This window comes from Micromonospora costi, from assembly GCF_003626655.1.
Classification (GTDB): domain Bacteria; phylum Actinomycetota; class Actinomycetes; order Mycobacteriales; family Micromonosporaceae; genus Micromonospora; species Micromonospora costi.
The window spans coordinates 503070-528647 of sequence record NZ_RBAN01000001.1; the positions used below are offsets into that span (position 1 = coordinate 503070).

The 25578-nt window shown below is 72.7% G+C and carries 14 protein-coding genes; 5 read left to right on the forward strand and 9 right to left on the reverse strand.

Going from position 1 to position 25578, the window contains the following annotated elements; all coding sequences use genetic code 11:
* Nucleotides 1–19: 19 nt before the first annotated feature.
* Nucleotides 20–1180, reverse strand: a complete 1161-nt coding sequence (locus tag D7193_RS02320) for a low temperature requirement protein A (RefSeq protein ID WP_120777715.1) — start codon at nucleotides 1178–1180, stop codon at nucleotides 20–22.
* A 90-nt stretch (nucleotides 1181–1270) separates the two neighbouring features.
* The gene (locus D7193_RS02325; protein WP_241562790.1) at nucleotides 1271–2422 is read right to left on the reverse strand and encodes an esterase-like activity of phytase family protein; all 1152 of its coding nucleotides are present in this window, start codon (nucleotides 2420–2422) and stop codon (nucleotides 1271–1273) included.
* Between the two features lie 147 nt (nucleotides 2423–2569).
* Here D7193_RS02325 and D7193_RS02330 point away from each other — a divergent pair, with 147 nt between their 5' ends.
* Nucleotides 2570–3175 (forward strand): YdeI/OmpD-associated family protein, encoded by a 606-nt coding sequence (locus D7193_RS02330; protein WP_120777716.1) that lies wholly within the window; start codon nucleotides 2570–2572, stop codon nucleotides 3173–3175.
* Between the two features lie 369 nt (nucleotides 3176–3544).
* Complete coding sequence (locus tag D7193_RS02335; protein ID WP_241562791.1) at nucleotides 3545–6895, forward strand: GH92 family glycosyl hydrolase; 3351 nt, start codon at nucleotides 3545–3547, stop codon at nucleotides 6893–6895.
* Nucleotides 6896–7043: 148 nt separating this feature from the next.
* Here D7193_RS02335 and D7193_RS02340 read toward each other — a convergent pair whose 3' ends face one another.
* The 5 genes from D7193_RS02340 to D7193_RS02360 all read right to left on the reverse strand — a co-directional run bounded on the left by D7193_RS02340 (nucleotide 7044) and on the right by D7193_RS02360 (nucleotide 15834).
* A complete protein-coding gene (locus tag D7193_RS02340; RefSeq protein ID WP_120777717.1) occupies nucleotides 7044–8753 on the reverse strand; it encodes a glycoside hydrolase family protein in 1710 nt (569 codons plus the stop codon).
* Between the two features lie 103 nt (nucleotides 8754–8856).
* Entirely contained in the window at nucleotides 8857–9858 is a 1002-nt protein-coding gene (locus D7193_RS02345; RefSeq protein ID WP_120777718.1) for a substrate-binding domain-containing protein, read from the reverse strand.
* 23 nt (nucleotides 9859–9881) lie between these two features.
* Nucleotides 9882–10946, reverse strand: a complete 1065-nt coding sequence (locus tag D7193_RS02350; RefSeq protein ID WP_120777719.1) for an ABC transporter permease — start codon at nucleotides 10944–10946, stop codon at nucleotides 9882–9884.
* Nucleotides 10943–12481 (reverse strand): sugar ABC transporter ATP-binding protein, encoded by a 1539-nt coding sequence (locus tag D7193_RS02355; RefSeq protein WP_120777720.1) that lies wholly within the window; start codon nucleotides 12479–12481, stop codon nucleotides 10943–10945. The genes D7193_RS02350 and D7193_RS02355 overlap by 4 nt, the downstream gene beginning before the upstream one ends.
* Before the next feature lie 86 nt (nucleotides 12482–12567).
* Nucleotides 12568–15834, reverse strand: coding sequence for a DUF2961 domain-containing protein (locus D7193_RS02360; RefSeq protein ID WP_120777721.1), 3267 nt, complete (start codon nucleotides 15832–15834; stop codon nucleotides 12568–12570).
* Nucleotides 15835–16091: 257 nt separating this feature from the next.
* On the opposite strand from D7193_RS02360, the gene D7193_RS02365 reads away from it, so the two are divergent.
* The 3 genes from D7193_RS02365 to D7193_RS02375 all read left to right on the forward strand — a co-directional run bounded on the left by D7193_RS02365 (nucleotide 16092) and on the right by D7193_RS02375 (nucleotide 22041).
* A complete protein-coding gene (locus D7193_RS02365; protein ID WP_120777722.1) occupies nucleotides 16092–17171 on the forward strand; it encodes a GTP-binding protein in 1080 nt (359 codons plus the stop codon).
* A gap of 17 nt (nucleotides 17172–17188) precedes the next feature.
* Entirely contained in the window at nucleotides 17189–20872 is a 3684-nt protein-coding gene (locus tag D7193_RS02370; protein WP_120777723.1) for a GH116 family glycosyl hydrolase, read from the forward strand.
* Nucleotides 20873–21042: 170 nt separating this feature from the next.
* Entirely contained in the window at nucleotides 21043–22041 is a 999-nt protein-coding gene (locus D7193_RS02375; protein ID WP_120777724.1) for a LacI family DNA-binding transcriptional regulator, read from the forward strand.
* A gap of 157 nt (nucleotides 22042–22198) precedes the next feature.
* Here the strand turns inward: D7193_RS02375 and D7193_RS02380 are convergent, their stop codons facing one another.
* Nucleotides 22199–23833 carry a fucose isomerase gene (locus D7193_RS02380; protein WP_120777725.1) on the reverse strand — a complete coding sequence of 545 codons (1635 nt, stop codon included), beginning with the start codon at nucleotides 23831–23833 and terminating at the stop codon, nucleotides 22199–22201.
* On the reverse strand, nucleotides 23830–25368 hold the full coding sequence (locus D7193_RS02385; protein WP_120777726.1) for an FGGY-family carbohydrate kinase: 1539 nt from the start codon (nucleotides 25366–25368) through the stop codon (nucleotides 23830–23832). The genes D7193_RS02380 and D7193_RS02385 overlap by 4 nt, the downstream gene beginning before the upstream one ends.
* Nucleotides 25369–25578 lie beyond the last annotated feature (210 nt).

Genomic DNA, 25578 nt, shown 5'->3' on the forward strand with positions numbered 1-25578 from the left:
GGCGCGCCGGACGGCGCGGTCAGTGCCGCCAGACCGGCGGCGCGCTGCGCTCGATCACGGCCAGCACGACCCAGGCCAGCGCGACGAGCAGCACCGTGCCCAGCGGCGGCAGCCCGGCCAGACCGATCACCAGGGCGGCCAGCACCAGCCCGGCCTGGGCGAGGGCCACCCTCCGACCGACCCGGACGTCGAATCCGCGGTACACGATGACGCAGCCCAGGACCAGGGTGAGCTGGCTGCCGCCCAGCAACGGCCCGGCCACGCCGTGCCCGCCGTGCACCGCCTCCCGCGCGGCGACCTCGACGGCGACGCCGGAGGCCACGATCGACCCGTACACGAGCAGGTGCCCGTACGCGTAGAGGTAGCTGCGCACGATCACCGCGCGGCCGCCGCGGACCGCCCGGTTGCCGGCCTCCGGATCGAAGGTGGAGGCGAAGTAGACCCACCAGATGCCGCAGGCGATGACGAATCCCCCGATGCCGATCGCCACGGCGCCGGGCCGCCAGCCGGTGTCCCCGATCCCGTTGGCGACCGCGAGCACCGCCTCGCCCAGCACCACGATCGTGAACAGCCCGAACCGCTCCGGCATGTGCGACTGCTGGACCGGCACCTGCCGCACCCGGGCGTACGCCACCGGGCCGGCCATGGCGGCGTTCACGGCGAGCGCGACACCCCAGACCGCGTACCGGGCCGGGGCCGGGGCCAGCAGGGAGGCGAACCAGCCGACCGCGCCGAGCAGGAACCCGATGGCGTTCCACCAGCAGAACTCCCGGGTCGCGGGCCGGCGCCACCCGACGAGCCCGTACATGCCGGTGAGCAGCAGGAGCAGCAGCGCGTACAGCACCGCGAACCGCATCGAGTCGTCGGCCACCCCGCGGTCGAGCGACGCGGCCAGAGCCAGCACGCCCAGCATCGCGACGAGCTGGGCGAAGCGGCTCGGTGGGCGGTCGTCGTCGAACAGGTCCGCGAAGTAGGAGAAGCTGAACCACAGCCACCAGATCGTGGTCAGCAGGCCCGCGAAGACCAGCACCCCGTGGACCGTCGGGTCCGCGTTCAGGAGCCCGCCGAGTTCGAAGACGGCGACGACGAAGACCAGGTCGAAGAAGAGTTCAAGCCAACTCGACCGTCGCCCGGTGGCGGAGTCACGGGCCCGCGTCACCGGGCGGCCCGGTTCGTCCACCCGGACAGCCTATCGAGCCGATGTCCCCTGATGCCCGCTTTACCCGGCCTTGCCCCCCGTCACGGGCTCGCCGCTGACCGCGTGGACGGCCTACGCCCCGGGACGGCGGGACCGCGTACGCCTCGTCGCCACCAGACCGCCGGCCAAAAGCAGCACGCCCAGCACGCCGGCCGCCGCCACGGCGGCGAGGACGCCGCGGGACCGGCCACCCGACGTGTTGACCGCGGGCGCCGCGGTGACACCGGGCGGAGCGGACGCGTCCGGCGCCGCGGACCGGTCCGGCGGGGACGGCGCGTCCGCCGCCGGCAGCGGATAGCGCAGGACGGTGGGCCTCGTTCCGGCCGGGCTGCCGGCGGTCTCCGACACGGTCAGCAGGGAACGCCCGTCGCGGCTGTAGGTGATCGACTCGCCCTGCGGCTCGTCGGGCAGCGGCACCACCCGCGGGGTCCCGCCGGTCAGCGCGGCCACCACATCGCCACCGGTCACATCGAACTCGAACGCGTCGGCGTACGTGCGCAGCACCACCCTGCCCCCGCCGGGGGCGGTGGCCGCGCCGGTGACCACCGCGCGGCCGATCAGGCCGTACGGGTTGCTGGTCGTGGACGAGGGCAGCCGCACCTGCCCCACCTTGACCAGCGGGACGGTGCCGCCGGCCCGGAGTGCGGAGGCCGGGGCGTACAGGTTGGTCGAACTCTTCGTGACGATGAGCGGCCGGCCGTCGCCGGTCACGAGCATCGCCTCGGCGTCGTGCGCGCCGTCGGGGTACGCGAGGCGGTACAGCACGGGCCGGTCGGCGCCGGGCGGTAGCCGCCACACGGCGACCGTCTCCCGGGTCCGGTCGTTGTCGCCGGTGTCCGCCACCCAGAGCGTCCCGTCGGGCCCGAGCGCCAGGTCCTCGGTGTCCCGAGGCCGGGAGGGATAGGCCACCGCGCGCACGACCGCGCAGGCCCGGTCGAGGAAGAAGATCCGCCGGCGCGCCTCCTCGTCGGCGCCGTCGTTGACCACGACGAAGCCATCGTCCGTCGCCACCATGCCGGAGATCTCGGTCAGCCGGGCGTCCCGGATCTCGCACGCCGGCTCCCCGGAAGCCGGGGCGGCGGGTTGTGCCGCGGCCGAACGCGACATCACCGCCGCGGCCGGGGCGGCAGTCTGCGCCGCGGCCGGGCCCGGCACCAGCGCCGTGGCGAGGGCGGCCACGGCGCCCATCGCCGCCCGTCGTCTCCCGACCCGCTGACCTCGCATCACCGTCATCCTTCCATCGCCGCCCGGCGTACGGAGGAGGGACCGGGTGGTGCGCCGTCGTCGGCTCGGCGGCGGGCACCGTCACCCCGCCGTGTTAGGAAGGACACCGGCGCGGCACGCGCCCACGCGACGGCGAGGGAGGATTCGATGGCCGGTGAGCTGCCGGAACTGCTGGTTCCCGACGCGCGGGCCTGGCGGGACTGGCTGGCCGAGCACCACGGCGACCCGCAGGGCGTCTGGTTGGTCCTCGCGAAGCGGGGCGCCGACGCCCCCACCACGCTCACCTACGACGAGGCTCTTGACGAGGCGCTGTGCCACGGGTGGATCGACGGCCAGGTGCGCGGCGGCGACGCCGGGACGTACCGCCAGCGCTTCACGCCCCGCCGGCCCCGCAGCCCGTGGTCGGCCCGCAACGTCGGCATCGTGAGCCGGCTCCTCGAGGAGGGCCGCATGCATCCCGCAGGCGTCGCGGAGGTGGAACGCGCGAGGGCCGACGGCCGGTGGGACGCCGCGTACGCCGGTCAGGCCGCGGCGACCGTGCCCGACGACCTCGCCGACGCGCTGGCCGCCTCGCCCCGGGCCCAGCGGATGTTCGCCATCCTCACCGCCCAGAACCGCTACGCGGTCGTGTACCGGGTCACGAGCGCCAAGCGCGCCGAGACGCGGCAGCGCAGGATCGCCCAGTTCGTCGACATGCTCGCCCGTGGCGAGACCATCTACCCGCAGCGACGGCGGCTCGACGACACCGACTGACGGCGGCCCCGACGGGCGGAGGCCGGCGCGGAGCGGCGGTGGCGACCCGGAAAACCCGCGTCCTGGCTGGACGAATTGGTCGAACCAGCGGGGCTGGTAACCCCCCGCAGTCGTTCGCCAGGATGCAGGCGCTCTGGCAGGTCCAGCCCTACCCGTGACGAGGGGTAAGCATCCGGACGCGGTTCGCCGCGTACGAAAGGGACGGTTCCGCCTGCTCTTGACAGTCCACACCGCCGGGAGGAGCATCCTCCGACGTCCCCATGACAACGTTGTCAGGACGACGCGAGCCCCCGTCCCGACCGGACAGCCCGGGTCTCTCCCGTCGTGCCCACAGCGTTCACGTAACCGTCCAACGTGAAGGGCAAGTGTGTGTCGGACCATCTGACGCGCCCGGAGCGCGCCTCAAGACGCCGGACGTTCGCCGGCATCGCGGCAGCGACCGCAGCCGTTCTGGCGGCGGCCGCCACGGGCACCCCCGCCTCGGCCGCGCCCAGGGCCCAGGAAGTCAACGATCCCGTCCCCTACGTCAACCCGCTGATCGGCTCCGCCAACCTCGGTAACACCTACCCGGGAGCGGTGCGGCCGTTCGGCATGCTGGCCTGGAGCCCGCAGAACTCCCGGGGCCAGCAGACCTCGACGCCTGCGCCCGGCGGCTACGAGTACGGCGCCACGAAGATCCGGGGCTTCAGCCTCACCCACCTCAACGGCGTCGGCTGCAACGGAGCCAACGGCGACATCCCGATCATGCCGTACGCGGGCGCTGTCGACTCCTCGCCGACGGCCGACGTCTCCGACGCCCGCTACGCGAGCACCTTCTCCCACGACAACGAGACCGCGCGCGCCGGGTACTACCAGGTGACTCTGGACAGCGGCGCCTCAGCGGAACTGACCACCACCCCCCGTACCGGCTCCGGCCGGTTCGGATTCCCGGCCGACAAGCCCGCCAGCATGCTGTTCCGCACCTCGAACTCGGAGACCGGCAGCACCGCCGCCACCGTGCGGGTGGACCAGAGGACGAGGACCGTCACCGGCTCGGTCAGCGCGGGCAACTTCTGCGGGCCGCAGAGCGCCAACAACCGTCACGACCTCTACACCCTGTACTTCACGGCGCACTTCGACCAGCCGTTCGCCGAGATCGGCACCTGGCAGGACGGCACCCTGAACCGGGGCGCCTCCTCGGCCTCCGGCGGCACCGGCATCGACGGCCGGGGCTTCCCGAACGCGGGTAGGGGCTCCGGCGCCTACGTCACCTTCCCGCAGGGCACGACGCGGGTCGGGGTCAAGGTGGCCATCTCCTACGTGAGCCCGGAGAACGCCGAGGCCAACCTGCGCGCGGAGAACCCGCCGACGAAGACCTTCGACGACGTCCGGACCGAGGCCGCGGCCGCGTGGCGGCGCGAGCTCAGCAAGATCAAGATCGGCGGTGGTACGAGCGATCAGCGCACCACCTTCTACACCGCGCTGTACCACTCGATGCTCGAGCCCACGCTGGCCAGCGACGTGGACGGCCGGTACCTCGGCGGAGACCGCGAGACGCACCGGATCGGCAAGGGGCAGGAGGCGCAGTACGGCACCTTCTCCGGCTGGGACCAGTACCGGGCGCAGGTCCAACTCGTCACGCTGCTGAACCCGAAGGTCGGCAGCGACTATGCGCAGTCGCTCTACAACTACGCCAGCCAGCGCGACGGTGAATGGGACCGCTGGCTGCTCGTCAACGGCAAGACGAGCGTTATGTCCGGAGACCCGTCGGCCCCGGCGGTCGCCGGGATCTACGCCTTCGGCGGCCGTGACTTCGACGTCCGGGGCGCGCTGCGCTCCCTCGTCACGGCGGCGACCGTGCCCACCGCCAACGACTCCGACAGCGCGGGCTGCAATGTGGAGTGCGTGGGTCAGCGTCCCGCTCTCGACAAGTACCTGAAGCTGGGCTACGTCCCGGCCGACGGCTGCCACTGCTGGGGTGGGGCGGCCGAGACGCTCGAGGACGCGGCCGCCGACTTCGCGCTGGCCGAATTGGCCGGGCAGGTCGGTGACCACGCGAACGAGGCGACGTTCCGCGCCCGTGCCGGCAACTGGAGCAACGTCTTCGACCTGACCGCCACCCCGCAGGGTGGCTACATGCGCGACCGCCGGTCCGACGGCACGTGGGCGGATCGGTCGTTCAGCCCGGCCACCGGAAGCGGTTTCGTCGAGGGCAGCAGCGCCCGCTACACCTGGATGGTGTACTCGGACGTGGCGGGCCTGGCCCGAGCGATGGGCGGCAACAAGGCGGCGGAGCAGCGCCTCGACGCCTTCTTCCGCACCCCGGACGGCACATTCGACTTCTCCGCCCGGGACGACACGCGGTACGACCCCACCAACGAGCCCGACATCAACGCGCCCTACCTCTACGACTACCTCGGCGTCCCGTACAAGACGCAGGAGACCGTCCGCGCGGAGATGGACCAGCTCTGGACGAACACCCCAGGTGGCATCCCGGGCAACGACGACGCCGGGACCATGTCGTCGTGGTACGTCTTCTCGGCGCTCGGCATGTACCCGCAGGTCCCCAGCCGCGCCGACCTTGTGCTGTCCGCGCCGCTGTTCCCGCACGCGGTGATCCAGGCCGGCAAGGGCCGGGCCATCACGGTCAACGCCCCGGCCGCCTCGACCAGCAACACGTACATCCGGTCGCTCAAGGTCAACGGCAGGAGTTCCACCAAGCCGTGGGTCCCCGCCTCGTTCGTCAGCACGGGCGGGACGCTGGACTTCGTGCTCGGCAGCAGCCCGAACAAGGCGTGGGGCAGCTCGCCGGCCGACGCCCCGCCGTCGTTCCGCCAGGGAGAGCAGCCGTTCCTGACCGGCGCGACCCCGCAGTCGGTGAAGGTCGAGCCGGGCAGCGGCGCGAGCACGACCTTCAAGGTGCAGGGGCTGGCCCGCACCTCCGGTGAAATCCACTGGAAGGCCGACGCGCCCGCCGGTGTGACGGTGTCCCCGGCGGAGGGAACGCTGAGGCTGCCGGACGGCGGCGAGGGCAGCGTGGCACTGACCGTCTCGGCCGCCGGTGACACCACGCCGGGCCCCTACACGGTGTCGCTCACCGCGACCACGTCGTCGGGCTCGGCGCTGCCCCGCGTGACGCTCCCGGTGACCGTCGCGATCCGGGACAGCGTGCTGTGGAACCTGAACAACAACGGGATCTCGGCCGACGACACCAACCCGCAGGCCAACTTCGACGGCGGTGGCTGGAGCTACTCGGCGAAGGCGCTCGCGGCGGTCGGTGTCACGCCCGGCTCCACGGTGTCGGCCAACGGGTTCGACTTCACCTGGCCGAACGTGAAGCCCGGCGACCCGGACAACATCGTCGTCGAGGGTGGCGGCCAGGTCCTCAGCGTCCAGGCCGCCGAGGGCGCCACCAAGCTGAGCGTGCTCGGCAGCGCCGCGTTCGGCGACGCCAGCGGGACGGTCACCCTCACCTACAGCGACGGAACCACCCAGCAGGCGGAGATCGGCTTCAGCGACTGGACGCTGGGCGGCGGTGGACAGCAGCCGTCGTTCGGCAACATCACGGCCATCCACACCGCGTACCGCGATGTGCTGGGGGGCGGTGTCGACCCGGTGGGCACGGACGTGTTCGCGACCGTGCCCATCGCCCTGCAGCCCGGCAAGCGGATCACCAGTCTGACGTTGCCGAGCACCACCAACGGCGGAGTCATCCACGTCTTCGCCGTGGCCACGGCCTGACGACGCGCGACACGGACTCCGCCACACGCGGCGGCTGACCGCCGCCGTAGTGAACGAGGGCCCGTTCCGTCCCACCGGACGGAGCGGGCCCTCGCGGCCTCTCCAGGGCGGCACCCGGTTCCCGGGCCGCCTCGGCCTCGTCGTGGTGCTACTGCACGGCTTCCCCGGAGGCCGCGTCGTTCAGCGAGGCGGCCAGCGCCGCGGCGAACGCCGTGTCGGCCGGCGCGCCGCTGACACCGATGCGCCAGGTGCCGCCCGCGAGGTCGCCCACCGGCAGCGCCCGCCCGCCGGGCTGCCACAGCGGCTGCCAGGCGATCGAGCCGCTCGGCCGGTTGAACCACCGGTTGTCCGCGCTCCACGCCGACCCGGCCCGGTACGCGACGGCCAGCGTGGTGGTGTCGTCCGTGGCGAGCGCCCACGGGCTGAAGCCCGCCGCGTCACCGTCGCGGTCCGCGCCCGCCGGGTCCGCGAGCCGGGGCAGGGTCGAGTCGACGTTCCAGGCGGCCTCCCAGACCGGCGCGCTGGTCGGGCCGGTCACGTGCCAGACGAAGTCGACGTCCACCGTGGTCGGTGCGAATCGGAAGCGCCAGTCGACGGTCACCGGCTCGTCGCCGAGCGGGATGCCGGCCAGCGTCACGTCCGTGCCGTCGGCCGACACGGTCACCGTCCGTGCGGCGCCCGCCGTGTCGGTGGGTCCGAAGGTCCCGACCGCGAGGTAGGGCGCCGTGGACCGGAACGACGAGTCCGTCACCAGCCGGTACGCGCCCCGACCGGCGGGGTCGGCCTCGTAGGAGACCAGCCGCGACTCGGGCGCGGTCTGCACGACGGCCCGGTAGTAGGGCGTGGTCACGATCCGCCCCTTCGTGACCACCGGGGTACGCCAGTCCAGCGGCGCCAGCCAGAGCCCGCCCTGGCCCCAGCCGGCGCCCGTGACGTACCACTGGCCGCCGTCCGAGTCGTCGTTGACCACCTCGGCCGCGTGCGCCTCGATCCGGCCGGCGAGCTGGTCGACGGTGAAGTGGAACGGGTTGTCGCTGCGGTACACGCGGGTGTCCTGGTAGCCGCTCTCGCAGCAGACGAAGAGGTACCACGAGGTGCCGCGCTGCACCACGAACGGCGACTCGGTCGGCCCGCCGAAGGTGCCGGTGGCCGGGTGTTCGAAGGCCGTCCGCCGGTCGCTCCAGTGCACGAGGTCGCGGCTCGTGCGGTAGGCGACGATGTGGTGGCCGCCGGCCGGCGTGCTGTTGGCGGTGTAGTACATGACCCACTGGTTCCCGACCCGGGTCACCATCGGGTCCCGGCCGTCGAAGCCGTCGGTGAACAGCGGGTTGCCCGGGTGCCGCGTCCAGGTCGTCAGGTCCTTGGAGGTGGCGAGGTGCATCCGGTACGCCTCGTGGTCGGCGGTGCCGCCCGCGTAGAACATGTAGTAGGTGCCGCCGTGGAACAGCACGTACGGCGCCCAGATGTGCGTCTCCCCCGCGCTCGGGTCGGCCTCCAGGGCGAACGGCTGCTTCGTCCAGGGGCCGCGGGGCGACGGAGCCGTGGCGTGGCCGAACACCTTCTCGTCCAGCGGGTTGGCCGGCTCGGCGTGGGTGATCGCGAAGACGTGCCACAGACCCGTGGCCCGGTCGCGCACGATCGTGTGGTCGTTGTAGTACCAGCGCTCGTTCTCGCCGACGCTGGGGTCGTACACGTTCACGAACTCACCGGCGGTGACCTGTGTGGACCGGTTCTCGTACGGCTCGTTGCCCGGTGCGGCGGTGTCGGCGGCGCGGGCCGGCGCCGGGGCCACGATCAGTCCCAGGGCGAGGGCGAGCAGCGCGGAGAGACGACCGACGCGGGACGGTGGGCGGGGCATGGGTTCCTCCAGGGCTCTACGGGTGGCGAGGTGGTGACCCGGACGGGCACTCGGCCGGTGCGGGTCCGCCGCCTGCCTCCGGCGGCGGACCCGCACCGGGGCCCTACTGCTTGCCGCCGAGCGTGGTGTACGCCTCCGCGGCGTTCTCCTTGGTGATCTGCATGGTGCCGAGCGTGGTCGTCTTCGGGACGTCCTTCGTGCAGTCGACGAGGATCTTCTTGGCCATGTCGATGGCCTCCCGGCCGCCGGTCGGGTACTGGAAGGTCGCCTGGAGGCGGCCCTGCTCGACCGCCTTGATGCCGCCGGAGGGCACCGGCAGCGCGTCGATGCCGGTGAACTTGATCGCGGTCTCCTTGCCGGCCGCCTTGGCCGCCAGGTAGGCGCCCTCGGCCATGGGGTCGTTGTGGGAGTAGACCGCGTCGATGTCCGGGTTCGCCTTGAGCATCGCGTCCATGACGCTCTGCCCCTTCTCGCGCAGCCACTCGGCGGTCTGGCTCGCCACGATCTCGATCTTCGGGTTGCTCGCGATGCCCTCCCGGAAGCCCTGGGCGCGCTCGGCCGCCGGGGTGGAGCCGGGCAGCCCGGAGATCTCCACGACCTTGCCGCCCTGCGGCAGCAGCGTCTTCGCGTAGTACTCGCCCGCCGCCCGGCCGATCGCCACGTTGTCGCCGCCGATGAACGCCGTGTACGCGTCGCCCTCGACCTTTCGGTCCAGCACGATGACGGGGATGCCCTGGTCGTACGCCTTCTTGACCACCGCGGTCAGCGGCTTCGCCTCGTTCGGCGAGATGATCAGCAGGTTGATGCCCTGGGAGAGGAAGTTCTCCACGTCGGCGACCTGCTTGCTGTTGTCCTGGGCGGCGTCGGAGACGACGACCTTGAACCCGGGCACGGACTTCGCGGCGTTGGTCACGTCGTCGTTCATGACCTGCCGGTACGGCTCGGCGTTGTTGGCCTGCGACATGCCGATCAGGAAGTCCTTGCCGGTGCCGCACGTCGCCGACGCGTCGGAGCTGGTGCCGGGGTCGTCCTCGACGCTGCACGCCGAGGTGGCGACGAGCGCGGTCAGCGCCAGGATCGTGGCGGCTCTTCGGGCGTAACGCATGGTTTCCTCCGTTGGGTGGTGGGTCAGGCGATGCGGGGGCGGAGCTTCTGCAACGCGGCGGCAGCCACGATGACCAGGCCCTTGACGACCAGCTGCACGTTCGCGTCGATGTTGTTGAGGGCGAGGATGTTGTTGAGGATCCCGAGCAGCAGGGCGCCGGCGATGGTGCCGCCCATGGATCCGCTGCCACCGGCGAGGCTCGTCCCGCCGATGACCACGGCCGCGATCGCGTCCAGCTCGTAGCCGGCGCCGTCGTTCGGGCTGCCCTGGTTGAGCTGCCCGGCGTGGATGATCCCGGCCAGCGCGGCGAGCAGGCCGGAGATCGCGAACACGGCGATGCGGACGCGGCGTACCGGCACGCCGGAGAGCCGGGCGGCCTTCTCGTTGCCGCCGATGGCGTACACGTGCCGGGCGAAGGCCGTGGTGCGCAGCACCAGCAGCGCGCCGACGCCGATGGCGAGGAACAGCAGCGCGGGCACCGGGAGGACCCCGTTGATCGACCCGCTCAGCATCGAGAACGCCTCCGGGGCCTCCTGCGGTCCGTCGCCGTAGGCGATGGGGATGCCCAGACCGCCGGACCACATCCGGGCGATACCGCGCGCCGCCTGTAGACCGGCGAGGGTGACGATGAACGACTGGATGCCGATCCGGGCGACGATGGCGCCCTGCGTGGCGCCGAACGCGGTGCCGATGAACAGCACGATCAGGACCGTCGGCAGGATGCCCAGGCCGCTGTCGACCATCAGGGTGGCCGACCCGACCGCGGCGAGCCCGAGCACCGCACCGACGGAGAGGTCGATGCCGCCGATCAGGATGACGAACGTCATCCCGACCGCGATGATCCCGATCTCCGACACGGCCCGGACGATGTTGGCCAGGTTCCCGGAGCTGAGGAAGACGTTCTCGCCGTTGCGGACGGGCGACACGGCGATCGCGATGACGAAGACGGCGACCAGGCCGAACAGGCTCTGGAAGCGGAAGAAGCTGTCGACGATCGCGTGCCGGTCCCGGGGCAGGCGGATCGGTCGGCGGCGCGGCGGCGTCTCCGGCGGCGCTTCGGCGACGGCGGTGGGGTTGGGCGAGTTCATCGGGCCTCCTTGACGTCGTCCCCGTTGGCCGCGGCGAGGATCGCTTGTTGAGTGGCGGACGCGCGGGGCAGCGCGGCCACGGTGCGACCGCGGTGCAGGACGACCACCCGGTCACAGATGCTGAGCAGCTCCGGCAGTTCGGACGAGGCGAGCAGGATCGCCATGCCGGTGTCGGCGAGTTGGTGCAGCAGCCGGTAGATCTCGGCCTTCGCCCCGATGTCGACACCCCGGGTCGGCTCGTCGAGCAGCAGCAGCCGCGGTCGCGTCAGCAGCTGCTTGGCGAACACGATCTTCTGCTGGTTGCCGCCGGAGAGCGTGGCGGTGGCGACCGCGGGCGAGGCGGCCTTCACCGCGAGGGCGCTGAGCTGCCCGGCCACCGTGCGCCGCAGCGCCTGCCGGCGGACGAGGCCGAACGTGGTCAGCGACGACAGCGCGGAGAGCACGACGTTGTCGGACACCGAGTGCTCCAGCATCAGACCGGCGCCGCGCCGGTCCTCGGGGACGAACGCCACGCCGCGCGCCAGGGCCGACCGTGGCCCGTGCGGACGGTACGGGCGGCCGTCGACCGTCACCTCGCCGTCGCGGCGCCCGGACCCGCCCGCGCCGAACAGCGTCTCGAGCAGTTCGGTGCGTCCGGCGCCCATGAGCCCGGCGAGCCCGACGATCTCGCCGGAGCGCACCGTGAGGTCGACACCGGCCGGTTCGGTCCGCCCGGGTGTCGGCCGGCGCGGCGTCACGGCGAGGCCGCGGACGTCGAGCAGCACCTCCCCCGGCTCGTTGCGCCCCTCGCCGTAGAGCGCGTCGACGGACCGGCCGACCATCAGCTGGATGATGTCGTCACGGGTGGCGGTCTTCGGGTCGACGGTGCCGGCGACGCCGCCGTTGCGCAGCACCGTGACCCGGTCGGCGACGACCTCGATCTCCGCCATCCGGTGCGAGATGTAGACGATGCCGACGCCGGCCCGGCGCAGCTCCGCGATTGTCGCGAAGAGGCGTTCGACCTCGGCGTCCGCCAGCGCCGCGGTCGGTTCGTCCATGATGAGCACCCGGGCGTCCAGGGACAGCGCCCGGCCGATCTCGACCAGTTGCTGCTCGCCGACGCGCAGCGACCCGACGAGCCGTCGCGGGTCGAGGTCGGCGCCGAGCGTACGCAGGTGCTCGGTGGCCTGCCGGCGCATCCGCCGGGTGTCGACGGTGCCCAGCCGGGTGCGCGGCTCCCGCCCGAGGAACATGTTCTCGGCGATGGAGAGCCCGGCCACCAGGTCCAGCTCCTGGTGGATGGTGGCGATGCCGGCGCGCTGGGCGTCGGCCGGGCCGCCGAAGCTCACCGGCCGCCCCTCGACCTCGATGGCGCCGTCGTACTCGGTGATCACGCCGGAGAGGATGTTGATCAGTGTCGACTTGCCGGCGCCGTTCTCACCGAGCAGCGCGTGCACCTCACCCGCCCGGACGGTGAGGTCGATGTCGCGGCAGGCGTGTACACCGCCGAACCGCTTGCCGATGCCGGTCATCCGGACCAGCGGGCGTTCTGTCATGCGGCACCTCGTGGTCGTCTGCGGGTCTGCTGCGGGGGTCGGGCCGGAGCCGCCGGGCCCGGTGCGGACCCGGCGGCTCCGGTCGGTCAGGAGACGAGCCGTGCCTCGACGTAGTCGAGCCCGGCCAGGTAGCCGACCGACGCCGCGGCCTTGCCGGTCACGGTGAGGGTGAGCGTGTGCCGGCCCGCCGACAGCTCGCGCTGGCCGTAGTCGAGCGGGTCGCTCACGACCACCTCCGGCGAGTGGTACGCGTCGAAGGCCTCCCCGATCCGCGTACCGTCGATCGCCACCGTGTTGGTGCCGTAGTCCCGGGCCAGCGTCTGCACGAGCCGCAGGTCGTAGGTCCCGGTGGTGGGCACGGTGAAGGCGACGGTGACGCTCTGGTTCGGCCCGTTGGCGTGGAACCACAGCTGCGCGCTCTGCGACCAGTGGATGCCGCAGCAGTCGCCCTGCACGTCCGCGGGCGCGTCACCGCTCACCGCGGGCAGCAGCGACTCGCCCTCGATCCGCAGGGTGTCGCCCGTGCTCGCCGAGGCGGTCGACGAGTACGGTCCGGCGTTGCCGGCGGCGTCGACGGCGCGCACCCGGTAGTACCAGGTCTCCCGCAGACCGAGGCCGGCGTGCTGGAAGCTGGGCCGGGTGGCGGTGCCGACCCGGTTGTCCGGTCCCGGCGTGAAGCCCGGCGTGCGGGACGCGAACACCTCGTAGCTCGGGGCGTACACGTCGTCCCGGGCCGGCTGCCAGGTCAGCGTCACGGCGTTGGTCGTGCCGCTGGTGGCGGTGAGCCCGCTGACGGCACCCGGCCGCTCGTCGTCGGTGAACGGCGTGACCAGGCTGAGCACCGCGTACCGGGCCGCGGACCAGGCCGGGGCGCCGGCGGTGGGCGTCAGCGTGACGGTCACCGCGTCCCTGCCCCGGGTCAGCGCGGCCGGGAGGCGGTACTCGTCCTCCAGCCACCGGTGCGTGGTGTTGGCCAGCGGCTGGGTCCAGGTGCCGGCGTCACGCCCGTCGACCCGGACCGCCACCGACTGGTACCCGGCCGACTGGTCGCCGACGCGGCGCAGGACGGCGCCCGCGTTGTCCTCGTCGAGGGCGACCCGGAACCGGATCGGGTCGGTGGAGGCACGGACGTCGTCGGTCACCGGCCGGGGCGCTCCGTCGTCGCCCTCGAACGTGGACGTGAGCACGGTCCGGTCACCGCCGGAGGCGTACTGGTGGGCCGCCTCGCTGGCGGCGTCGCCCACGTCGACCGTGTCCGTCCAGCGCTGCCCGAGGGTGTCCTGGCCGTACCAGTACGCGGTGGAGCCGTACCGGGCCGGGTCCTGGTCGCCGGGGCCGTGCTCGATGCCGAACCGCAGCGCGGTGGAGAAGGCCACCGACTCGGCGAGCATGAGCCGGTACGCGCCCGTGCAGTCGTACTGGCAGCCGTAGTCGGCGACCTCGTGGGCGGGGTTGCCGTTCGTGGGCGCGGAGAACGTGCCGTGGTTGAAGTACCAGCCGCTCTCGTAGAAGTCCTCGGTGCCGGTGCCGTGGATGCTCGGGCTCTGCGCGCCGTCCACGTAGACGCGCTCGTCACCCTCCAGGTAGTTGCGCTGGTTGCCGGCGGGGATGTGCCCCTCCATGGTGTGGGTGACCCCCACGAACTTCCCCCGGCCCGCGACGTCGAGGAAGAGGTGGTCGGCGCCGGGCGTGGTGTCGGCGCTCGTCGCGGTCGCCCGGAAGTAGCCGGTGTCGCCGGTCGGCCGCAGCGCCGCCGCCCAGCGGGCGGACCGGGCCGTGGTCACGGTGGCCACCGAAGGCTCGATCGCCACGTCGGACCCGTTGCGCAGCTCGACCGACCACCGCGACCGGTAGGGCATCGGCCACCAGGCCGACAGCGTCGCGGTGGCCGGGTCGACGCCGAACATCAGGGACCGGACCGAGTGCAGCCCGAGGCCGGTGCCGAAGAACTCGCCGAGCGGCGCGTCCACCGTGGTCTTTCCGTCGAACGAGATGCGCACCCGGGTGTCGCGCAGCACCGTGTCGGACGCGGCGACGGCGGCCTTGCGGTCGGCGTCGGCCGGGTAGGAGAAGGTGTTGCTGCCCTGCCAGGTCTGCGCCGTGATCCGGTAGCCGTGCGTGGTCTCGGCGTCGGTGTGGGCCGGGCCGAGGTCGACGGTGTCGGTGCGCTTCGCGGTGCCGCCCACGAGGCTGTCGACCCAGTACGTGAACTCGTTGATGTCGAGGTCGGACGAGACGAACTCGTTGCGGACGGTCAGCTTGGTCTTGCCGGCCGTGGCGCTGGCCGGCAGCTCGACGGTCTGGTCCAGCCAGGTGCCGAACGGCACGGGGTCGTTGGCCGGCCACTCGGCGACCGGTGCGCCGTCGACCAGGATCCGCGCGCGCTGGTGCCCGATGTGCGGGTCGAGGCGGCGGGTGAGCCGTACGCCGGTGTTGGCCGGGTCGACGGCGACGGTGAACTCGCTGCCGCCGCCGGCGCCGTACGCGCGTCCGTCGTCGGCGATCGGCTGCGGCGCGCCGACGAGCTGCGGGATGCGCAGCTGGAGCGCGGTGATCGCGCCGGGGCCCACGCCGCTCGCGAGGGTCGCCCGGCCGCCGGCCGGTACGGCGAAGGTGCGCTCGGCCGTGGTGGCGCCCGGCTGGGCGGGCTTGGGGTCGGCGGTGCCGGCGGCGCTCAGCTTCGCGATGACGTCCTCGGCCTTGTCGGCCGGGTCGAAGGTGTGGACGCCGTCCGGGGTGGTGAACTTCCGGTACGAGACGTGGTAGAAGATCGGGTTCTTCTCGGTGGTGACCCGCATCGAGCTGCGGTACGTCATGGGCGCCTTGATGTAGACGCCGCCGGAGCTCTGCGCCGCGTTGGCGACCACCGGGTAGACGAAGGGAGCGCCGAGCTTGCCGTCCACGACGTCCTGGAGCTTCGCGTCGAGGACGGTCTTCCCGTCGAGGACGACCTTGATGGTGCCCGTGGCGGAGACGTTGCCCTCGTCGCGGGTGAACCAGATGGAGTCGATCTCGCCGGCGCCGGTCGCCTCGGCGATCACGCAGCCGTCGGCGCTGCTGCGCAGGCACGAGTACCGGCCGGAGAAGCCGTCGTCGTTGCCGCCGGTGCGGTCGAAGCTGGAGAACTGGTAGGCACGGGATCCGTCGGTGAGTTCCGGGAGCCGGTCGAGCCGGCGGTAGACGTCCCAGCCGACGGGGCCGTTCGTGGTCGGGCCGTCCTTGGCCGGGCCGGTCGCGGCCGACGCCGGTCCGGCGATACCGGCGAGGGCCGAGCCGGCGACGAGGGCCGCCGCGGCGGCGGCGCCGAGCAGCCGCCGGGCGGAGGTGCGTGGTGCACGGGTGGTGGGTGTCATGAGTCGCCTTCCACATCGGTGGGTGTGGCGGATCGTGAGGTGCGGCAGACAAGGAATCGATTTCTCGCTGCGGTAGCGATCAGCGTAGGCAGCCGTTGGGCGGTGGTCAATCCTCCGGTGCCGACGACGAGGTAGGCGACGCTACGGCGTTGACAGCCCCACCCCTCGCTCCTATGGTCCTCGATCAGAACCCAGCAAACGATTTCTCGTTCACGAGAGCGCGCCGCGGCTCCGCGGGGCGCTGGGAGGGGGCAACCATGCCCCGACTCGTCGTCCTCACCGGATTCCTCGGCGCGGGCAAGACCACCACCATGCTGGCCGCCGGACGGCTGCTCACCGCCCGCGGCGGCCGGGTCGCGGTCATCACCAACGACCAGGGCAGCGACCTGGTCGACACCCGACTGGCCCGCGACGCGGTGCCCGACGTCGGCGAGGTGACCGACGGCTGCTTCTGCTGTCGGTTCGAGGATCTCGCCGACCTGGTGACGGAGCTGCTCGACAGCGGGCGGGCCGACACCATCCTGGCCGAGGCCGTGGGCAGCTGCACCGACCTGCAGGCGACGGTCGTCCGCCCCCTGCGGGCCCGCTACGGCGACCGCCTCACGCTGGCCCCCCTCACCGCGATCGTCGACCCGGCGCGCGTCGGCGTGCTCGACGGCGACCTCGGCTACCTGTTCGACCGCCAGCTCGCCGAGGCGGACCTCATCGCGGTCAACAAGTCCGACACCCTCCCCCGCGCCGAGTTCGACGCGCTCCTCGACCGGATCCGGCGGGACCACCCCCGCGCCGGCGTCCTCGGCTACAGCGCGGGTCTCGGCGAGAACGTCGACGCGCTCGTCGCACGGTGGACCGGCGGGCAGCGCGGCCCGGACGTGGACCTGGACGTCGACTACGACCGGTACGCCGCCGCGGAGGCGCGACTGAGCTGGCTCAACCAGGTCTGGCAGGTCTCGGCCGACGCCGGCTTCTCCGCCCGGCGCTGGGCGCACGTGGCGCTCGAATCACTCTCCGCCGCCTGCGCCCGGCGGGGAGACGTCATCGGTCACGCCAAACTCGCCGTCCAGTCCCCCGCCGGGTTGATCCGCATGAGCGTCGTGGCGGCCGGCGACCCACCCCGGCACGAGCCTGACGGCCGCGACGAACCGCCGGTGGCCCGCGCCACCGTGCTGGTCAACGTCCGCGCCACCTGCCCGCCGGACGACCTCGAATCGCTGGTACGGGCCGCCGCCTACGACGCCGACCTCGCGGCCGGCGCCGCCGCCCGGCCCGGGCCGGCGAGCGCCTTCGCGCCGTCCTACCCCCGCCCCGTGCACCGCATCCCGGCCGCACCGGCCTGACCCGTCAGGAGGCATCCATGGCAGAGCAGTCGTACGACGAATGCTGTCCCGGCAACGCCTGCAGTCCCCACCGCCGACGGTTCCTCGCCCTCTCCCTCGGGGCCGCCGCCGGCACCGTGCTGGTCGGTTCCCGGGCCGAGGCCGCCGCCGCTCTGGGCGTACCCGAGGACCGGCTGGTGCAGGTGCCGGCGGACAAGGCGCTGCCACCCGACTGGTCCGCGGCGCTCCACCGCCGGGGCGAGCCCACCACCTACGAGGGCGCCGACCTCCGCTGGCTGGGCATGCCGGTCGGCGGCGGCGCCACCGGTCAGCTCTACCTCGGCGGCGACGGTCGCCTGTGGAACTGGGACATCTTCAACCGACCGGCGGCCGGCACCACCGACGCCGGGTACGCCAGCCCCCGGCAGCCCGACTCGCCCGTCCGGCACGGTTTCGCGCTGCGGACCCGCTCCGGTGGCCGGGTCCGGACCCGCGCGCTCGACGCCACCGGTTTCGACGACGTGCGGTTCACCGGGCAGTACCCGATCGGCCAGGTCCGGTACCGCGCCTCCGACTCCCCGGTCGAGGTGACGCTGGAGGCGTTCGCACCGTTCGTACCGCTGTCGGTCGCGGACTCGACGCTGCCGGCGACCATCCTGGCGTACACGCTGCGCAACACGTCGCACCGCACGGTGGACGCCACCCTGCTCGGCTACGTCGAGAATCCCGTGTGCCTCGACACGAGGTCGCAGCGCGGGATCACGTTACGGTCGGCGGCGTTCGGTGACCGGTCCCTGCGCGGGGTGCGGTTCTCCGCGGCCGAGCAGACCGAGACGACCGACCGCCCCGACGTCGTGTTCGAGGACTGGGAGCGGGACACGTACGACGGCTGGACCGTCGAGGGCACTGCCTTCGGCGCCGGCCCGGTGCTGGTCTCCGAGATCCCGGACTACATGAAGCGCGGCGGCCCGCTCAACGCCACCGGGCAACGCCTCGTCACGTCGCACGACTTCCGCGGCGCCGCCGGCGACATCGGCCGGGCCGACGCGCCCTCCGGCAAGCTCGTGAGCAGCCCGTTCACGATCACCCGCAAGTCCGTCCGCCTGTCCCTCGGCGGCGGCAACCACCCCGGCCAGACCTGCGTCAACGTGGTGGTCGACGGGACGGTCGTCGCCACGGCCACCGGGCAGGACGCCGAGGCGATGCGGACCGTCCACCTGGACGTGGCCGCGTACGAGGGCCGGTCCGCGGTCATCGAGATCGTCGACGCCCACGGCGGGGCCTGGGGGCACGTCAACTGCGACCGCATCGTGTTCACCGACGCCGCGCCCCGCCCCGAGATCGTGTTCGAGGACTGGGAGCGGGACACGTACGACGGCTGGACCGTCGAGGGCAGCGCCTTCGGCGCCGGCCCGGTGCTGGTCTCCGAGATCCCGGACTACATGAAGCGCTTCGGTGATCTCGGCGCGTCGGGGCAGCGGTTCGTGACGTCGCACGACTTCCGGGGCTCCGGCGGGGACTCGGGCCGCGCCGACGCGGCCACCGGCAAGCTGACCAGCCGGCCGTTCACCGTCGAGCGCCGGTACGTCAACGTGGCCGTGGGCGGTGGCAGCCACCGCGGCACCACGTGCGTGAACCTCCTCGTGGACGGCGCGCTGGTGGCCAGCGTGGCCGGCCGCGACGCGGAGCCGGTCAGCCTGGCCACGATGAACGTGTCCGCGTACCAGGGCCGCACCGCCGTCATCGAGATCGTGGACGCCGACACCGGCGGGTGGGGGCACGTCAACGTCGACCGGATCGTGTTCAGCGACGTGCCGACGGACACCCGGCCGCTGGACCAGGTGCCCGACAACGGCACGCTCGTCCTCGCCGCGCTGGACGGCCGGGCGGTGACGTGTCCGTCGCTCGCCCGCTGGGACACCCTCGACGAGGTGTTCGCGGCGGAGGCCGGCCCCGCGGAGGTGGACGGGTCACTGGCCGGGCAGGCCGGGTCGGTGAGCGTCCCGGTACGGCTGGCGCCCGGCGAGAGCAGCACCGTCCGGTTCGTACTCGGCTGGCACTTCCCGGTGCCGGACCGCGTCTCGCTCAGCTTCCTGCGCGGCTCGGACACCCTGCGCCGGCACTACGCGACCCGGTTCGCCGACGCCCGCGCCGTGGTGGAGCACGTCGCCCGTGACCTCGACCGGCTGGAGGCCGACACCCGTACCTGGGTGAAGACCTGGTACACCGACGCCACCCTGCCGCACTGGTTCCTGGAACGCACCCTGGCGCCCGCCTCGACGCTCGCCACCAACACCTGCTACCTCTTCGACGACGGCCGGTTCTACGGCTGGGAGGGCGTGTACTGCTGCCCGGGCACCTGCGAGCACGTGTGGAACTACGCCCAGTCGATCGCCCGGCTCTTCCCCCAGTTGGAACGCGACACCCGCGGCAGGGTGGACCTCGGCATCGGCTTCCACCCGGACACCGGCCAGATCGGCAACCGCGCCGAGGCCGACATGGGCTGGGCCACCGACGGGCAGTGCGGGACGATCCTGCGCTGCTACCGGGAGCACCTGACCGCGCCGGACGACGCGTTCCTGCGGACGAACTGGTCCCGGCTGCGGCGCGCGCTCGAATGGATCATGGAGCACGACCTGGGCCCGGACGGCACGGTCGACGGCCCGCAGCCGAACACGCTCGACACCGTCTGGTACGGCAAGATCGCCTGGATCACGGGCATGTACGTCGCGGCGCTGCGGGCGGGCGCGGAGATGGCCGACGAGGTGGGCCAGGCCGAGTTCGCGGCCCGGTGCCGCGCCCTCGCCGACTCCGGCAGCCGGTACCTGTCGGACGAACTCTTCAACGGCGAGTACTTCATCCAGGAGATAGACCCCGCCCACGCCGACGCGATCAACAGCAATCGGGGATGCCACATCGACCAGCTCTTCGGGCAGAGCCTGGCCGGCCAGCTGGGACTCCCCCGCGTCGTGCCCGAGGACCAGGCCGTGAGCGCCCTGAGCAGTCTCTACCGGTACAACTTCACGCCCGACCACGCCGCCTACCGGGAGGGCAACGTCATCCCGGGCGGTCGCTGGTTCGCCATGGACCACGAGTACGGGATGCTGATGACCACCTGGCCGCACGGCGGCGCCGACACCGCCGCCGGTGAGCCGGCGAGCTGGGCCGCCATGTACTTCAACGAGGTGTGGACCGGCCAGGAGTACCAGGTCGCCGCGCACATGCTCCAGGAGGGCCTGGTCGACCAGGGGCTCACGCTCACCCGGGCGGTGCACGACCGGTACGCCGCCGGCAAGCGCAACCCGTACAACGAGATCGAGTGCGGGGACCACTACGCGCGGGCCATGGCCAGCCACGGCGTCTACCTCGCGGCGTGCGGGTTCGAGTACCACGGGCCCCGCGGCCACGTCGGGTTCGCACCGCGGGTCGGCCCGGACCGGTTCGCCGCCGCGTTCACCGCGGCGGAGGGGTGGGGCCTGTACCGGCAGGAGCGCCACGGCGGGCATCTCACCGCCACCGTCGAGGTCCGGTACGGCCGCCTCCGGGTGGCCAGCGTCGCGCTGGCGGTGACGCGGACCCCGGCACGGGTGACCGTACGCCTGGGCAACCGCACGCTTCCGGTCCGTGACTGGTCGTGCCGGGACGGGCGTATTCTCGTTACCTTGGCCGCCGACGTCGTGGTCGGCCGGGGCGACGCCCTCCAGGTCATGGTCAACGGCTGAAACGCGTCGGCGTTCGTCGCGACCCGTGTCGAACGCCGACGCGGCAAGGCCGTGACAATTCCGTCATTTTTCGCCCGTAGGATGCCCAGTCCCCGCACCGGCCGTCGGTGCGGGGATCGGGCACCCGTTTCTCGGGCTCGTCATCGTAGGAACCGACCGGATGGAGGCGAATGGCGACGATCTACGACGTGGCACGGCAGGCCCAGGTCTCGCCCGCGACGGTCTCGCGGGTGCTGAACGGACGTACCACCGTCGATCCAGCCATGGCCGCGCGGGTGCACGAGGCGATGCGGGACCTCGACTACCGGCCCAACGCGGTCGCCCGTAACCTGCGCCTGAGCCAGACCAGCCTCTGGGCGGTCATCATCTCCGACATCGGCAACCCCTTCTTCACCTCGATGGTGCGCGGGGTCGAGGACGTCGCGCAGAGCGCGGGCTACTCCGTGGTCCTGTGCAACAGCGACGAGGACCCGGAGAAGGAGTCCCGGTACATCGCGGCGGCGCTCGCCGAACGGATGGCCGGCGTCATCATCTCCACGTCGGGCCGCTCGACGGTGATCAACCGGCTCGTCGAGGCCCGCATCCCGGTCGTGGCGATCGACCGCCAGCTGCGCGGCGTCACCATCGACACGGTGCTCGTCGACAACGTGCAGGGCGCGGAGCTGGCCACCACCCACCTGCTCGACAACGGCTACCAGCGGGTCGCCTGCATCACCGGCCCCCGCCGGATCTCCACGGCCGCCCAGCGTCTGCGCGGCTACCAGCGGGCGCTGCGGGCGCGCGGGCGGGAGGCGACCGACGCCCTGGTGCGGTACGCGGACTTCCGCGAGGAGGGCGGCTACCGGGCCATGGCCTCGCTGCTGGACAGCGACAACCCGCCCGACAGCGTCTTCGCCACGAACAACCTGATGACCGTCGGCGCCGTCGAGTGTCTCGTCGACCGCGGCATCCGGGTTCCGGACGAGGTCGGCGTGGTCGGGTTCGACGACATCCCGTGGGCCCACCTGGTGCGGCCGTCGCTGAGCACCGTCTCCCAGCCGACGTACGACCTCGGGCGGGCCGCCGCCGTGCTGCTCACCGAGCGCATCGCCAACCCGTCGCGGCCCCCGTCGACGGTCACGCTCAGCACCGGGCTGCAGGTACGCGACAGTTCCACCGGCCCGGGCTGACCGCGCGCCGGCCCGGAACGCGGGGAGACCGGGGAGCCTGCCCCAACCTCAGGCTCCCCGGTCTCGTCACCACCGCCCCCGCTGTCCCCGACCGGAGGGCGGCCGTCCGGGCTCGGCGTCCCGGCGGGCCCTCGGGCCCGGCCGGGCCGCCGGTCACTCAGAGGTTCACGTCGCCGCAGAGGTGCACCTGGACGCCGAGTTCGGCGAACATCGCGGCCTTCACCCGCAGCGCCCGGTCCGCGGTCTCCGCGTCCGGCGCGTAGGCGACGTTCACGTGGTTGGCCTTGTGGCGGGCCATCAGCTGGTCACGACCCACGCCGTGCAGGACAGCGTGCATGATCGGCCACTGCGGGTTCGTGGCCTGAAGCCGGCGCCGGGTCTCCTCCTCGGGCAGCTCGACGACGGTCGCGCGGCCCAGGTCGACGTGCAGCGCGCCGTCCATGATGAACACCCGCGACCAGACGATCTCGCCCGGCTTGGAGACCCCGCTCAGCGTGCCGCCACCCAGCGGGAAGAACATCGGCGGCTGCCGCATGCTGTACGACTTGTCGTACCCGCCGTTGTGGGAGGCGGGCACCGAACCCGAGATCTCGAACACCCACACGAAGTCGTCGCCGTACGTCTCGCCCCACCGAATGTCGTGCAGGGTGGTGGCCGGGTCGAGGCCCATGGCCGTCCAGATCCGGTTGGTGACCAGCGAGTCGACGGCCACCCCCTCGTCGACCTCGTTGAAGTGCGGCAGCGGCGCGCCCGCGTACAGCTCGCGGCTGCCGTCGCGGCTGCGCACCGGCGGCCGCTCGACGTTGTTGAGCAGCCCCTCGGCGAGGTCGCTGGCGGGAACCGTGTCCTTGAGGCCCTGCTGGTACTGGATGCCGACCGCGTCCAGGCCGAAGTCGTCGGCGATGCGCAGGGCGGCGATGTACATCTTGAACTGGCTCGTCAACTGGGCGTCGGTGAGTTCGGTCGCCTCGTCGGTGCCGGTGTGGAAGGTCATCCCGGCCTCGTCCAGCCACCGGCGCACCGCGTGCGCCTCCTCGTCGGGCACCCGCGCCATCTCGGCGACCAGCGCGCTCTGCGACAGCCGCTCCTTGTAGATGCCGAGTGGGTTGATCAGCTCGTCGTCGAAGATCGCGTTGTACATACCCATGCAGCCCTCGTCGAAGACGCCGATGATCGCCTTCTCCCGGGCCAGCTGGGTGGCCAGGGCCCGCCCGAGTTCGACCTCCGCGTCGTCCGGCAGGGCGGGCAGGTCGCGCACGTGGCTCGTGTCGTGGCGCAGCTCGCCGGTCTCCAGCCAGGTCCGCAGCCCGGCGACTGCCCAGTCGTCGGTGAAGTCGCGGCTCCACAGCGCGGAGTGCCGCACGCCCGCCTTGGTGAGGCTCGCCGTGAGGTTGAGCAGGCCGACCAGGCCCGGGAACTCGCCGCTCCAGTTGGCCACGATGAGGATCGGCCCCCGGTGGCTGCGCAGACCGGCCAGGACGTGGTGGCTGTACTGCCAGACCGCCTCGACCACGATGAGCGGCGCGTCGACGGGGATGTTCCGGAAGACCTCGATGCCGGCCCGCTGGCTGTCGATGAAGCCGTGGCCCTTGTCCGGGTCGAACGCGTGGCCGCGCTCGACCTTCCACCCGAGGGCGTTGACCGCGGCCGCCAGGTCGGTCTCCAGCTGCTGCTGGGTGGGCCAGCAGGTGACGTTCGCACTCGGCCGGAGATCGCCACTGGCCACGGTGTAGACGGTGCCGGGCGCCGCCGCGGGCGGCTCGGCCAGCACGGGCAGCGGGTAACTGGTCATGGGGCGACTCCTTCGGTGCGTGGGATCTCGCCGACAGCCGGCGGGCCGGCGGCCGGGAGACGGTCCTGACGTGCGGCGAGCGCGTGCGCGACCCGCCTGGTACTCGTGTAGAGCTCCCGGTAGAGCCCGTAGAGCTCGTCGTAGTCGGCGGCCAGCTCGGGCCGGGGCTGCCGGATCTCCTTGACCGGGTTCCACGCTTCGATCGAGACCGGCCACCCGGTCCGCGCGGCGAGGAAAGCCGCGCCGTAGCTCGCGCCGATGGTCTGCGACGGGATGACCTGGGGCCGCCCCGTGACGTCCGAGACGATCTGGGTCCACAGCCCGCCCTGGGTGCCGCCGCCGACCGCCACGACGCGCCGGATGTCGCCGCCGCTCGCCTCGATGGTCTCGATGTTGTGGCGTACGCCCAGGGCCGTCGCCTCGAGCGCGGCGCGGTACAGGTCGCCGCGGGTGTGCGAGACGGTGAGCCCGGCGAGGACCCCGCGGGCGTGCGGGTCGAGGATGGGCGTGCGCTCGCCGGCGAAGTACGGAAGCATGAGCAGCCCCCGCGCCCCCGGGCCGGACGCCTCGGCGAGCCGCAGCAGCTCCGGATAGTCGGGCGAGCCGAACAGCTCGCGCAGCCAGGCGGTGACCGCGCCCGAGGTGGCCAGGCCGCCGGCGAGGTTCCGCGTACCGGGCAGCGCGCCGACCGTCCCCCAGAGCGACGGGTTGCTCAGGCGGGCCGTGACGGTGTGGACCAGGAACATGGTGGTCCCGTACATCAGCATCAGGTCGCCGACGCCCTGGGCGCCCACGCTGATCGCCTCGGACCAGGCGTCGATGGTGCCCGTCACGACGGGGACGCCGGCCGGCAGTCCGGCCTCCGCGGCGGCGCGCGCCGTCACCGTCCCGGCCACGTCGCCGGGCCAGCGCAGCGGCGGCAGGACCAGCTCGGGCGCGATCTCGCCGGCCCAGGGGGCGTACCAGTCCTGGCTCTCGGTGTCGTAGAGCGGCGTGCACTGGCTCGCGGAGTGCTGGTCGAGCACATACCGGTCGGTGAGCTTCCACGCGAGCCACGAGCTGGGCATGAAGAGGCGCCGGGCCCGGGCGAAGACCTCGGGCTCGTTGTCGGCCACCCAGGCCACCTTGGCGCCCGCCGCCTGGCTGGACAGCGCCGAGCCGCACCGGCGCAGGATCTCCTCCGCGCCGAACCGCTCGGTGAGGCGGGCGATCTGCGGGGTCGAACGGGTGTCGACGCCGTAGAGGATGGCCGGCCGCAGCGGGACGTTGGCGGCGTCCGTGAGCAGCACGCACGGACCCATGCCGCTCACCCCGACGGCGACGACGTCGGCGTCGCCGGGTGCGAGCAACTCGCGCGTGAGCGCGACGAACTCCTGCCACCAGACGTCGGCGTCCATCTCCACCCAGCCCGGTCGCGGGCGGCTCACCTGATGCTCCCGGGTGGCCGATCGCAGGACCCGGCCGCCGGCGTCGACCAGGACACCCTTGCTGCTCGATGTGCCGATGTCGACACCGAGGACGGCCGCAACCTTCATGGCGCCACTGTTCCAGCAATCGATTTCCGAATCAAGACCGATCCGGCGGAGTCTTTCCGCGGCCGCCGGGAGCGCTCACTCCCCCATGCCGGCGTATGGCCTGTTCGGAAGGGGTGGTGGGCCGGTGCACGCGGGACCGGATCATCGGGAAATCGTTAACTCGCTTCGACCCTTGACGCGATAGCCCGTCGATCCCTCGGTCAGATCCGC